Below are 13,678 nucleotides of genomic sequence, written 5' to 3' on the forward strand. Positions count from 1 at the left end.
TCAAGAGTGCGTTATGGAAATCGTTTTTCGCAGGACGCGTGTCCGCTCGGCCGCCAAACGGCTGTTGGCTGCCATCGCGCTTATCGTGAGTGGCCCGGCTGCCCAGGCCGCCGCGTTGCCACAGCCCTCTAGTGTGACGTTCTGGTACGCCGATCAGCCGCCGATCCCGGAGCTCGCACAGTTCGACTGGTCGGTGGTCGAGCCCGGGCACATGAGGCAGGGCGACGTGAAAACCCTGCGTGATTTGGGCAGCCAACCATTCGCTTACCTGTCGATTGGCGAGTTCGCCGGCAACAAGGCTGACATCGACAAAGCCCACCTTGGCGGCGCAGTCAGCCCGGTGCGCAACGGCGCCTGGGACAGTCAGGTGATGAACCTGGCAGCGCCGGCGTGGCGTGAACATTTGTTCGGCCGCGCCAAGATGTTGCAGGCCGAAGGCTATGCCGGGTTGTTCCTCGACACCCTCGACAGTTTCCAGTTGCAGCCCGAAGCGGACCGAGAAACACAGCGCCTTGCACTCGCCAGTTTTCTGCGCGAATTGCACCAGCGTCAGCCGACGCTGAAGCTGTTTTTCAACCGTGGCTTTGAAGTCCTGCCCGAACTTGACGGTGTGGCCGCCGCGGTGGCGGTCGAGTCGATCCATGCCGGTTGGGATGCGACCGCCAAGCGCTATCGCCCGGTGCCTGAGGCCGACCGTGCGTGGCTGGAAACCCAGATCCAGCCGTTGCGCGCCAAAGGCATCCCGCTGGTGGCCATCGACTATTTGCCGCCGGAACGTCGCGATGAAGCGCGCAAGCTGGCCAAACGTCTGCGCGAAGAAGGGTTCATTCCGTACATTGGTACACCTGAACTGGACTCGATGGGCATCAGCAACATCGAAGTCCAGCCGCGCCGGGTCGCGCTGCTGTTCGATCCGCGCGAAGGCGACCTGATCCGCAACGCCGGCCACACCCTGCTCGGCGGCTTGCTCGAATACCTCGGCTACCGGGTGGATTACCTGCCGGTGGACAACACCCTGCCGCAGTACCGCTTCAGCGGTTTGTACGCCGGCGTCATCACTTGGATGACCAGCGGCCCGCCGCAGGACGCCCCGGCGTTCAACACCTGGATCGGCAAGCGCCTGGACGAGCAAGTCCCGGTGGTGTTCTTTTCCGGGCTGCCGATTCTGGACCCGTTGCTGCTCAAGCGTCTGGGCCTGACACGCGAAGCGCCCATCGCCACCCAAGCGTTGAGCATCACCTATCAGGACAAGGCGCTGATCGGAGCGTTCGAAGCACCGGTGCAGCCCCGATCCCGTGACCTGACCGCGATTTCCCTGCTGCCCAAAGGCCCGAAAGCCGCGTTGCTGCTGACCGCCGCCGACGGCCAGACCTTTGCGCCGGTCGCCGTCGCCGACTGGGGCGGACTGGCGCTTGCGCCGTACATTCTCGAAGCGAACAACGAGCGCAGCCGCTGGATTCTCGACCCGTTCGCGTTCCTTCAAGCCAGCCTGCGCCTGCCGGTGCAACCGCGCCCGGACACCACCACTGAAAACGGTCGACGTATCGCCACCGTGCACATCGACGGCGATGGTTTCCCGTCGCGCGCCGAAGTACGTGGCACGCCGTACGCCGGCAAGCAGGTGCTCGACGATTTCATTCGTCCCAATCCGTTTCTGACCTCGGTGTCGGTGATCGAAGGTGAAATTTCGCCACGCGGGATGTTCCCGTTTCTCGCCCGCGAGCTGGAGCCGATTGCCCGTGAGTTGTTCGCCGACCCGAAAGTCGAAGTCGCCACGCACACCTTCAGCCATCCGTTTTTTCTGCAGCCTGAACTGGCCAAGCAGCGTGAAAATTTCCATCCGGAATACGGCTTGAAAATGGCCATTCCGGGCTACGACAAAATTGATTTCCGTCGCGAAATTTTTGGCTCGCGCGACTACATCAACCAGCACCTCACCACCCCGGAAAAACCGGTGAAGATGGTGTTCTGGCCGGGCGATGCGTTGCCGTCGGCCGCCACGATCAAACTGGCTTACGACGCCGGCCTGAAAAACGTCAATGGCGCCGAGACCATGATGACCAAGGCCAACCCGTCGCTGACCGGTTTGAACCCGTTGCTGCGTCCCACCGAAGGCGGTTTGCAGTACTACGCGCCGATCATCAACGAGAACCTCTACACCAACCTGTGGAAAGGCCCGTACTACGGCTTCCGCGATGTGATCGACACCTTCGAACTCACCGACAGCCCGCGACGTATGCGCGGCTTGCACCTGTATTACCACTTCTACTCGAGCACCAAGCAGGCCTCGATCAAGGCCATGGGCGAGATCTACGGCTACATGAAAACGCAGCAGCCGATGTCGCTGTGGATGAGCGATTACCTCGATCGTTTGCACGGTTTGTATCAAGTGAGCATGGCGCGCACCGCTGACGGCGCCTGGCAAATTCGTGGGCTCGACGCACTGCGTACTGTGCGGCTCGACCCGCAAATGGGCTGGCCGGACCTGATGCGCTCGCAAGGCGTTGCCGGTGTTCGCGACTTGCCGCAAGGCCGTTACGTGGCCTTGAGCAGCGACCATGCATTGCTCGTATTGCGTCCCGATCGGGATGAAAGACCGGCACTGGAGGACGCCAATCTGCCGCTGGTGGACTGGCGTTACGTGGATGAGCGCCAGGTGGACTTTTCGTTTGCCGGGCAGGTCGACCTGACCTTCTCCGTGCGCGCCTCGGGCACATGCCGGGTTGAAGTGGACGGACAACGTTTTGCAGGCAAGGCATCCGCCGGCCTGTGGACTTTTCAATTACCAATGAAGCAGGTGAGTCATGGTCAGCTCTTCTGCAACTAAGTCTTCAGCCACTAAAAGCAGCCGCCTGCTCAATCCGTGGACATTGGCGGTGGTGGCCGTGGCGGTCGGCGGCATCCTTTGGCTGACGTTCCAGCGCGAAGAAGTGTTCCAGCCCGATGGTCGTGAACCGGATGCGGTGTCGGCCAATTACGCCGAACTGCTGTTGTCGGCGCACCCGGACGACGATCACTTGCGACTGCAATTGGTCGACCTGTTGATTCGTCTCGGCGACTACACCAAGGCGCGTCAGCACCTTGAGAGTTGGCCGAAGCCGGAGCTTGGGTTGCAGGCGTATTACCGGCTGGAACTGGACGCGCTGGAAGCGGCGAAGGCTGACGATCCGGTCGCGCAGAAGGCGTTGATCGAACGCCTGCAAGGCTTCGATCACAGCATGCTGCCGCTGCCGCAATTGCAGAACCTGGCCAAGCTGGCGCTGACCCTTCAGGCACCGGCGTTCGCCGCCAGCGTCTACGAAGAAATTGCCGGGCGCGATCCGGCGCAGCGCATCGAGTCGCTCAAGTCCGCCGCGCAGTGGTATCTGGCCGGTGAGAAACCGGATCGCGCTGCCGAGATTTATCTGCAACTGAAAAAGGACAGTAAAGGCTCCGAGCGTCGTGAATACGCACAACTGGCCTTCAACAGCCTGTTGGCCGCCGGTCACGGGGACCAGGCCGTGCAGGTGCTCGCGGATGAATTGGATCAGCTCAAGGATCCGCAAAATGATGCGGTGTGGCTGGAGCAGGGCGTCGATGTCGCCGTCGGCAGCCAGCGCTTCGATCTGGCGCAGCGATTCGTTGATCAGTGGCGAGTCTTGCAACCCGACAACGCGCAAATCCTCAGGAAGGAATTCGGCATGCGCCTGGCGCTTGGCGATCTGGCCGGTGCCTGGGAAAGCGGTGAGCAGCTCGTGGCCGAACACCCGGATGACTTGGCCTTGCTCGAGCAAATGGCCCATCTGGGCGAATGGCGTGGCGACGGTCAGGCGGCCCTGGCCTATTGGATTCGCTTGCTGAAACTGCACGAAGACCCGCAAACCCGCGAACACGCGTGGCGTCTGGCGAGCCAGCAGTACGACTTCGATCAGGCGATTCCTTTGCTCGCCGACATCATGCAGCAGCGTGCGCTGACTGACGTCGAACTTGATGCGCTGATCTACGGCCACGAATCACGCGGCACGCCGACCGAAGCCGAAGCCTGGTTGCGCGCTTACCTGAACAAGTACCCGACCCATCGCCTGGCGTGGACGCGTCTGGTGCAGAACCTGGAAAACACCGGGCAGTACGCGCACAAGGCCGAGACTTACAAGAGCTACTCGAAACGTTTTGCACTGACCACCTCCGAGCGCATCGATTGGGCCAACACCTACTTGAAGCTGTTTGATAATCAGTCGGCCTGGGGCGTGGTGCAGATCGATAACCGCAAGATCACCGACGAGGAATATTGGAGTCTGCGAGCCTCGCTGGCCTGGGCTCTGGAACTCGACGACGAGCTGCAAGCGTCTCTGGAAAAACTCCTCGCCCTGCGCGGTTCGCTCAACAGTGGCGACGAAAGTCAGCTGATCACGATGTACCGCACCAGCGATCCAAAACGCGCCCTGACCATGATGGTCGGCAGTTGGCAGCGCGTGCATGATCCGCTGCGTCTGGTCGAGGCCTTGCAGCAAGCTCAGGACTTGCAGGACTGGCCGCAAGTCGCCGCCCTGCTCAAGAGTGCCGAGCAATACCCGGACGCCAACGAGCAGGCGCAGGTATTGGCGATTCGCGGTGCTTTGGCGGTGCAGCAGGGACAAACCGAGGAAGCACAGCGCTTGTATCAGTTGGGACTGTCGCGTTTCCCGGATGACAACCTGTTCCGCGAACGCCTGATGTGGCTCTACATCGATCAGGGCAATACCACCGCGCTGAAACCGTTGCTGACTGAATGGCGCCCGCAAGCGCGGCAAGACCGGATTCTGTGGCTGCCGTTCGCCAGTGCCAGCCAGTTGCTCGGTCGTGAAAGCGAAGCGTTGGCCTGGTATCGCCTGTACCTCAAGACCAGTCCGCAGGATTGGCTGGTGCGTGCGGCGTATGCCGATGCCCTCGAAAGCGCCGGTTATCGCGATGCGGCCCAACGCCTGCGCCTGAAGTTGCTGCGCAGCCCTGAGGGTGAAGAGATCAAACCGTCTTCCCAGCGTTATGCGATCTGGTTGCGTCTCATGGCCAGCAGCTATTCGCCGGGCAAAGCAGCGAATGAAGTCGCGCAGTGGAAGGACGGTTCGCCGGCGATGCTGCAATTGTGGTTTGAACGGTTGCTGGCGCGTCTCGACGCGACGAACCAGGAATCGCAGAAAGACCAGTGGCTGGATTGGGCGCGCAGCCAGGGCTTGAAGGTCGAGCGCTATGAAGAGATTCAGCAAGCCTTGCGCAGCCGCAACAAGCAGCAGGTCGAAACCCTGTTGGCCAGCAACGACCTGAACCCGGCGCAACGTGCGCAGGCCCTCAGTCGTCTTGGCCGATACGCCGAAGCCCTCGACCTTAACGAATCCGCATTGGGTGACGATCAACCGGCCGCGGTACGTGAGCAATTGCGTCGCCAAGCCGTGGAACTTCAGGAATTGACGCCGCAAGGCGCGCAGTTGTCCTGGCATCAACAGGATTTCGGCGGCCTGGAATTCAACGGCCCGCGCCTGCAAGTGGCGCACAACCTGGGCGATCAGTGGTACGCCAACCTTGAGCTGGAGCAGGGCACGTACAACAGCGACCAACTGATTGAATCGCGCATGGGCGACGAGAATAACGCCGGCCTGACCTTGCAGCGTTTCGTCGAGGACGGCAGTTACAAGTTGTTCGCCGACACCAGTCAGCGCAAGGACGACGACCGCAATGGCCTGGGCCTGTCGCGGATCTGGCAGCTGGACGTCAGTGACCAGATCGAGGCGGGCCTGGACTGGAATCGCAAGAGCGAAGACAGCGGCTTGATGCGCGCTTTCGGCCAACACGACAGCCTGTGGCTCGGCGGTCGTCACGGCTTGTCGGCGCGGGATCAGATCAGTTGGGAAGTGGCGCAGAAATCCTTCTCCACCCGTGCGGGCGATTCCCTGGGTAACGGCCAGGCGCTGAAGATGGAATACAACCACACGCTGGAGTTCGCCGGGCCTAATTGGACCGTGCGCAGCGGTGTCGATTATCAGCACAACAACGTCAAGGACCGCACCCTGGATTACCTGTCCAGCGCCAACGGCGGCCCGGTGAAAAGCGTTGATAACTCGGATGATCCAGCGGTCGTCACGGCCGAAGATTTGCTGCAAAGCCGTTACGGCCAACTCTATGTCGGCAGCTCCTGGCGTCGCGGTTTGCCGGGCGCGCTGGTGCGCACTCGTCCGCAATACACCTGGCTGGTGGACGTCACGGCGGGCTGGCAATGGCTGGATCAAACCTTCAACTACGGCATCAACACCGGGATCGGCGTCGAAGTGCTGGGCGATGACGAATTGGCCCTGACCTTCGGCTACCAATCCGCGCCACAAGGCGGGGATGGTCAGGCGGGCGGAACACTGGGTGTGAGCTACGGCGTGCGATTCGGACGCTGATCATGAAATGTTTACGGGAGAAAAACTGATGCAAGCAATTCGTAATCTGAGCCTGGCTCTGGCAGTCCTGTTCGTCGCCGGTTGCGCCAGCTTCACCGGCGACACCAGCCCCAATCTGCCGCGTACTGCGAAGTGGGGCGTGGTGCCGATGGTCAACTATTCGCAGACCCCGCAGGCCGGCGAGCGCAGTGAGCAAATTCTGCTCAGCGTGCTCAGCAGCCACGGTCTGCAACCACGGGTTTACCCGGCCAGTACCCAGGGCGAACAAGCGCTGATGGACGACAACGAACGCCTGGCCGGCGCCCTCGATTGGGCCCGGGATCAGAAGCTCGATTACGTGGTCTCCGGCAGCGTTGAAGAGTGGCAGTACAAGAACGGTCTGGACGGCGAACCGGCGGTGGGCATCAGCCTGCGCGTGCTCGAAGCCAGCAGCGGTCGTGTGCTCTGGAGCAAAAGCGGTGCGCGCGCCGGTTGGTCCCGTGAAAGCCTCGCCGGCACCGCGCAAACGGTGCTCGACACACTTGTTGGCGCCCTTCGGTTCGAGTGAATGCAATGAATTCTCCTCACATGGATTACAGCCTCGCGCCGCGTGCCAGCGGCCCGGTGTCCTGGCTGGAAACGCTGTTGGTGACCGGCGGGGCCGTCGGCCTCGGCTTGTGGCTGACCCCGCAGGACCCACTGCAAATGCACGCCGGTTTCCCCTGGCCGGTGTTGGCGCCATTGCTGCTCGGTGTGCGCTACGGTTTTGTGCGCGGCCTGGTCAGCGCCAGTCTGCTGGTGATGGCGATGTTCGCCCTGCGCTATGTCGGGCATGAAGGCTACGAGCAGCTCGATCCGTCGTTCATCGTCGGCGTGCTGGTCAGCGGCATGCTGGTGGGCGAGGTTCGCGATCTGTGGGAACGGCGCTTGCAGCGTCTGCAGATGGCCAACGATTACCGCCAGTACCGTCTCGACGAATTCACCCGTGCACACCAGATTCTGCGGGTCTCCCACGACCTGCTGGAGCAGCGCGTGGCGGGCAGCGATCAGAGTTTGCGCAGCTCCTTGCTGGGCTTGCGCGACAAGCTCCGCGTGATGCCGGAAGAAGGTGATGCACTGGCCGCGCTGGCCGACCCGATCGTGACCATGCTCGGTCAGTACGGCGCGTTGCGCGTAGCCGGTTTGTACCGCGTCGACGAGCGTGAAGAAAACGTCTTGCCCGAAGCCTTGGCGACCATCGGCATCATGGGGCCGTTGGGCACCGAAGACGGTCTGGTCAAGCTGTGCCTTGAGCGTGGCGAGCTGGTCAGCGTGCGTCAGGAATTGATCGATGCCGGCAGTTCGGCGCAGTTCTCGTCGTTGCAGGCGTGCATTCCGCTGATCGATGCCGAAGGTCGCTTGCTGGCGATTCTGGCGGTGCGGCAGATGCCGTTCTTCGCGTTTCAGGATCGTACGTTGAGCCTGTTGGCCTTGCTCGCCGGACACATCGCCGACCTGCTGCGCCGCGACCCGCAAGTGCTGCTACTGGCCGACGCCGATGCGCAGCACTTCACGCTGCAACTCAAGCGCTCGCTGCTGGATGTTGAGCAGCACAAGCTGGCGGCCGGCCTGTTTGCCTTTGAAATGACCCGTCCCAACGATGAGCTGGCGCGTTTGTTTGAGCGCAGCCAGCGCGGTCTCGATCTGCAATTGTCGCTGCGTAACGACCGCGATCATTCGTTGTTGCTGGTGCTGCTGCCATTGACCAGTCCGCAAGGCAGCGAAGGGTATCTTGCCCGAATCAACCTGTTGCTGCACGAGCACTTTGGTATCGAAAGCAGCCTGGAAAGCCTTGGCGTGCGTGTGTTGCCGTTCAACCTGGAGCCTGGCTGTGAACGCAACGGGCTGCGTAATTTCCTGTTCAACGAGTGTGGCCTGAATGATCAGCAAGTGGCTGTTTAGCGGAGCCTTGTTGTTAGAGGCGGGCAGTTGGGCCAGCTTGTGGCTCCCGGCGCCCGAGTTACGACAATTGCTGGTGTTCACCTTGAGCCATGGCCTGGCCTGCGTGATGTTGTGCGCGGCGGTGTGGTTGCTGTTGCCGGCGCGTTACCGCTCGCCGCTGCCGTGGAGCCCACTGTTCATCTTCAGCCTGGCGTTCTTTGTGCCGGTACTCGGGGCGGTCGGTGTGGTCGCGGCGATTTTCCCGGCGCTGTACCTGCCGCGCAAACGCGACAAGCAGGCATGGCAAGCGGTAGGCATTCCGAAGCTGCCGTATCGGGCGCAACTGCAATTGCATAAACCGGTATTTGCCGATGGCGGTTTGCAGGACGTGTTGCGTCATGCGCCCGATCCGGACCAGCGTCTGGCCGCATTGCTGGCCACCCGACGCATGCCCGGCAAAGAAGCCGTGCCGATCCTCAAACTGGCGCTGGCCGACCCGAGCGACGACGTGCGCTTGCTGGCGTACTCGATGCTCGACAAGCAGGAAAGCGACATCAACCTGCACATCCAGATCGCCCTCGGCGAACTGCCCGACGCCAACGCCAAAGCGGCGGGTGCGCTGCATGGCCGGTTGGCGCGCTGGTATTGGGAGCTGGCGTATCTGGGGCTGGCGCAAGGCAGTGTGCTGGATCACGTACTCAATCAAGCCAGCGAACATGCCGAACTGGGCCTGGAAGCAGGCGAGGGCGGTGAGTTGTTTCTGCTGGCCGGGCGCATCGCGCTGGAGCGTGGCGACATCGAGCGCGCTGAAGTGCTGCTCCGTCAGGCCCAGGAGAATGGCATGGGCGCAGCGCAGGTGCTGCCGTTCCATGCAGAACTGGCCTTCGAGGCCGGTCGTTATCACGAAATTCCCGGACTGCTCGCGCGGCTTCCCGAGGAAACCCGTCAGCGGCCACCGTTCGCTGCATTGGTCAGGAGCTGGACATGAGTCACAAGGAACAGGCACCTGTTGCCGACATCTGCCTGCTGCTCGAAGGCACCTGGCCTTACGTGCGTGGCGGCGTTTCCAGCTGGATTCACCAGATGATCCTCGGCCTGCCGGAACTGACCTTTTCGGTGATGTTCATCGGCGGGCAGCGTCAGGCGTATTCGGCGCGCCGCTATGACGTGCCGGCCAACGTGCTGCACATCGAAGAAGTGTTCCTCGAAGATGCCACGCATCCGACCAAGACGCTGGGCGATCCGCGCGAGGCTGACCAACAGCAACTTCAGGACTTGTATCGCTTCCTGCATCACCCGGACGCGCCTGACCTCGACATGGGCGAACGCTTGCTCGACTGCATCGCCCAGGGCCACATGACCCTCGACGATGTGCTGCGCAGCCGCGCCAGTTGGGAAACCCTGAGCGAAGGCTACCGCCAGCATTGCGCCGACCCGTCCTTCGTCAATTATTTCTGGACCCTGCGCTCGATGCAGTCGCCGTTGCTGATGCTCGCAGAAGCCGCACGACGGATGCCGAAAGCGCGGGTGCTGCATTCGATTTCCACCGGCTACGCGGGTTTTCTCGGGTGCATCCTCAAGCAACGCTGGAACTGCACCTATTTGCTCAGCGAGCACGGCATCTACACCAAGGAACGCAAGATCGACCTGGCCCAGGCCAGCTGGATCGCCGAGAGTTCCGGCCAGGCGCTGAACCGCAGCCTTGATGCCGGTTCGGGCTATATCCGCACCTTGTGGGTACGCTTCTTCGAGCGCATCGGCCAGCTGACGTACAACAGCGCTGACAACATCATCGCGCTGTACGACGGCAACCGTCAGCGGCAGATCAAGGACGGCGCCATGGCGTCCCGCACCCAGGTGATTCCGAACGGTATCGACCTGCCGGTGTGGACCGCCGCGCTGGAATCCCGCGCCCACGGCATTGCGCCGGTCGTCGGCCTGATCGGCCGTGTGGTGCCGATCAAGGACGTCAAAACCTTTCTGCGTGCCATGCGCGGCGTGATCAGCGCCATGCCGCACGCCGAGGGCTGGATCGTCGGCCCGGAAGAGGAAGACCCGGAATACGTCAGCGAATGCCGCAGCCTGATGGCCAGCCTGGGCCTGGAGGGCAAGGTGCATTTCCTCGGCTTCCAGCGCATTCAGGAGATCTTGCCGAAACTCGGCCTGATGGTGCTGACCTCGATCAGCGAGGCGCAACCGCTGGTGATCCTTGAAGCCTGGGCCGCCGGTACGCCGGTGGTCAGCAGCGACGTCGGCTCGTGCCGTGAGTTGATCGAAGGCGGCAGCGCCGAAGACCGTGACCTCGGGCACGCCGGCAAAGTGGTGGCGATTGCCGACCCGCAAGCCACCAGCGCGGCGATCCTCGAACTGCTGCGCAGCCCGCAACGCTGGCAGGCCGCTCAGGCCAGCGGCTTGTTGCGGGTCACTCGTTACTACACCGAAGCCTTGATGCTGCAGCGTTATCGCGACTTGTATCAAGCTGCCATGGAGAACAGTTAAATGGCCGGGATTGGCTTCGAACTGCGAAAAATCCTTTCGCGTGATTCCTACACCGCGACGTTGCACGCCTACGTCTACGCGGGGCTGATCAGCTCCGGGCCGTGGGTGTTGTCGATCATCAGCGTGATGCTGGTGGGGATCATCAGTATCGGCTTGCTGCTGCCGAACGCCTTGGTCGGGCAGTTTCTGGTGACGGTGACGTACCTGATGGCCACCTCGCTGATCCTCACGGGCGGCCTGCAGTTGTTCTTCACCCGCTTCGTGTCCGACCGGTTGTTCGAGCACAAGTACGATCAGATCCTGCCCAACCTGTTGGGCGTGTTGTTGCTGGTCACCTTGGGCGCGGGGCTGCTGGGTATCATCGTACTGGGTCTGTTGTTCGACCAGCCGCTGATCTACCGCGTGTTGGTGTTGGCCAACTTTGTGGTGCTGTGCAACTTGTGGCTGGTGATCATCTTCCTCTCGGGGATGAAGGCCTATAACCGCATCTTGCTGGTGATGTTGGTGGGTTACACGCTGATGCTAGCGAGTGCTTACCTGCTGAGCTTTCTGCAGATGCCGGGCTTGCTGCTGGCGCTGTTGATCGGGCACAGCACGCTGCTGTTCCTGTTCCTCTACGACATCTTGCGCGAGTACCGGGCCGAGAAACTCATCGCCTTCGATTTCCTCGCACGGCGCAACGTTTTCCTCAGCCTGCTGGCCACCGGTTTCTTCTACAACCTGGGCATCTGGATCGACAAATTCATGTTCTGGTTCAACCCCGGCACCTCCAACGCAATCGTTGGCCCGCTGCGCGCGTCGATCCTGTACGACTTGCCGATTTTCCTCGCGTACCTGGCGATCATCCCTGGCATGGCGGTGTTTCTGGTGCGCATCGAAACCGATTTTGCCGAGTGGTACGACCGTCTGTTCCGGGCAATCCGCGAAGGCGAAACCTTGCAGCACATCGGTCAGCTGAAAACCGAAATGACCTTGTCGATCCGCCAGGGCTTGCTGGAAATCTGCAAGGTCCAGGGCCTGACGGCGGTGCTGTTATTCCTGTTCGCGCCGCGCTTGCTCGATTGGCTGGGTATCTCCAGTTACTACCTGCCGCTGTTCTACATCGACCTGATCGGCGTGAGCATTCAAGTGGTGTTCATGGCGTTGCTCAACGTGTTCTTCTATCTGGACAAACGCACCGTGGTGCTGGAATTGTGCGTGCTGTTCGCGGTGTTGAACGCGATGCTGACGCTGTTCAGCATGTACCTCGGCCCGAGCTTCTTCGGATACGGGTTTACGCTGTCGCTGCTGATCTGTGTATTGCTGGGCTTACACCGGCTGACCACGGCGCTGGAAGATCTGGAGTACGACACGTTCATGCTATCGCGCTAACAGTTTTTCAGGCACAAAAAAGGCACTGGCGATCATCGCTCAGTGCCTTTTTTTCATCCGACCAACGTCACCGATGCGCGGACGCTGCGCTGCTAGGCTTGCCTACTCTGTCGCTTCCCTTCAGGAGTCACGGCCATGAGTACTGCACTGGAAACCGTTCTGTACACCGCAAAAACCCACACCGTCGGCGGCCGCACCGGCACCGGCAAGTCCAGCGATGGCGAACTCGACGTCACCTTCAGCTCCCCCGGCTCGGGCAAGCCCGGCACCAACCCGGAGCAACTGTTTGCGCTGGGCTATTCGGCGTGTTTTATCGGCGCGATCCAGGTGGCGGCGGGCAAGATGAAAATCAAATTGCCGGAAGACACGTCGGTGGATGCCGAGGTGGATCTGGGTAAAACCAGTGGTGGGGATTTTCAGTTGGCGGTCAGGTTGAACGTCAACATTCCCGGGCTGGAAGATGGGGTGAAGCGTGAGCTGGCCGACGCTGCGCATCAAATGTGCCCGTATTCACGGATGACGCGGGGACATGTTTCGGTTGAGCTGAAAGTGGTGTAGATCCTGGCCTCACACCGGATTTGCTTTTTGTAGGAGTGAGCCTGCTCGCGATAGCCATCGTACATTCAAAAAGGAGGGTGACTGACACACGGCCGTCGCGAGCAGGCTCACGCCTACAAGGGGTCAGCGGTGTGGCGAACACCTCGGGGTTCAGAGCCTAGTTCGAAGCCCCAACCCCAAACTTCAACCCACTCCAATTCCAGTCCTTCGACTGCTTCGTGTAACACCCCCGCTGATTGGCTGGCTCGGCATCACAGGCAATCCGTCCGTTCTTGCTGGTGTCGGTGGTGCGGTCGTTGTAGTACGCACAGCCGGACGTCAGGGAGAGGGTTAACACGACAATCAGTGTTTTGAATTTCATGGCGCCATCCTTGGGATTAGGACGACAGCATAGGCCTGATTGTGTTGAACCCCGCAACCCGAGGAATGGGAGCTGCAACATACCAACCCCCAGATGCAACAAAACCCGCACTTGGCGGGTTTTGTTTTGCTTCGGATTTGGTGGGCCGGGGTGATCTGAATTGAATCTATAACTAACTGATTTATAGAGGTTTTTATGATTTTATTTTTTTCTTGGAATACATATTGGAATACCGTGTCCCTTTGTGATGCTCTGAGGAGAGCTCGACCGAGCCGATGATGTTCACTCTGATCTGGATGACTCGATCTAATACCTTTCTAACGTTGGGCTCTGCTAATAACCCCTCCTGCTTTAGCTAATCGGTTTTAGGTTAGCTCGGCTTGTGGGCGGCATTATTGGTGATATTTCTCTTTATTTTGTTGGGTTTAGTGAGAGTTTATAATTTTGTCCCCCCGTTTGTCCCCCCAGCTCGGTCTGCGGACAGAGGTCGTCAGTCTGTTTTCAGCACCCGCTTTAGAAGCCCCCACAGGAGGCTCCCCAAAGCTTCGGCTCTTTTTAAACTGAGAGCCATGAGCGACATTGGATTAGGACGTGC

The 13,678-nt window shown here is 60.8% G+C and carries 9 protein-coding genes; 8 read left to right on the forward strand and 1 reads right to left on the reverse strand.

What is annotated here, in order from left to right; all coding sequences use genetic code 11:
* The first annotated feature begins 13 nt into the window (after window positions 1–13).
* The 8 genes from SB725_RS23035 (at window position 14) to SB725_RS23070 (ending at window position 12,722) form a co-directional block, all read left to right on the forward strand.
* Window positions 14–2,827, forward strand: coding sequence for an endo alpha-1,4 polygalactosaminidase (locus tag SB725_RS23035; RefSeq protein WP_410922619.1), 2,814 nt, complete (start codon window positions 14–16; stop codon window positions 2,825–2,827).
* Window positions 2,805–6,395, forward strand: a complete 3,591-nt coding sequence (locus tag SB725_RS23040) for a tetratricopeptide repeat protein (protein ID WP_059181653.1) — start codon at window positions 2,805–2,807, stop codon at window positions 6,393–6,395. The genes SB725_RS23035 and SB725_RS23040 overlap by 23 nt, the downstream gene beginning before the upstream one ends.
* 28 nt (window positions 6,396–6,423) lie before the next feature.
* Window positions 6,424–6,942 (forward strand): hypothetical protein, encoded by a 519-nt coding sequence (locus SB725_RS23045; RefSeq protein ID WP_027924424.1) that lies wholly within the window; start codon window positions 6,424–6,426, stop codon window positions 6,940–6,942.
* Between the two features lie 5 nt (window positions 6,943–6,947).
* Entirely contained in the window at window positions 6,948–8,315 is a 1,368-nt protein-coding gene (locus SB725_RS23050; RefSeq protein WP_410922620.1) for a PelD GGDEF domain-containing protein, read from the forward strand.
* Window positions 8,293–9,282 (forward strand): hypothetical protein, encoded by a 990-nt coding sequence (locus SB725_RS23055; RefSeq protein ID WP_059181651.1) that lies wholly within the window; start codon window positions 8,293–8,295, stop codon window positions 9,280–9,282. Before SB725_RS23050 ends, SB725_RS23055 begins: the two co-directional genes overlap by 23 nt.
* The gene (gene pelF, locus SB725_RS23060; protein ID WP_027924427.1) at window positions 9,279–10,793 is read left to right on the forward strand and encodes a GT4 family glycosyltransferase PelF; all 1,515 of its coding nucleotides are present in this window, start codon (window positions 9,279–9,281) and stop codon (window positions 10,791–10,793) included. Before SB725_RS23055 ends, pelF begins: the two co-directional genes overlap by 4 nt.
* Window positions 10,794–12,164: an exopolysaccharide Pel transporter PelG gene (pelG, locus tag SB725_RS23065; RefSeq protein ID WP_410922621.1), complete on the forward strand. Its 1,371-nt coding sequence runs from the start codon at window positions 10,794–10,796 to the stop codon at window positions 12,162–12,164.
* A 135-nt stretch (window positions 12,165–12,299) separates the two neighbouring features.
* Entirely contained in the window at window positions 12,300–12,722 is a 423-nt protein-coding gene (locus SB725_RS23070) for an organic hydroperoxide resistance protein (protein WP_059181649.1), read from the forward strand.
* A gap of 157 nt (window positions 12,723–12,879) precedes the next feature.
* Here the strand turns inward: SB725_RS23070 and SB725_RS23075 are convergent, their stop codons facing one another.
* Complete coding sequence (locus SB725_RS23075; protein WP_410922622.1) at window positions 12,880–13,083, reverse strand: hypothetical protein; 204 nt, start codon at window positions 13,081–13,083, stop codon at window positions 12,880–12,882.
* Window positions 13,084–13,678 lie beyond the last annotated feature (595 nt).

The organism is Pseudomonas sp. SIMBA_041, from assembly GCF_046535095.1.
GTDB classification, from domain to species: domain Bacteria; phylum Pseudomonadota; class Gammaproteobacteria; order Pseudomonadales; family Pseudomonadaceae; genus Aquipseudomonas; species Aquipseudomonas mucoides.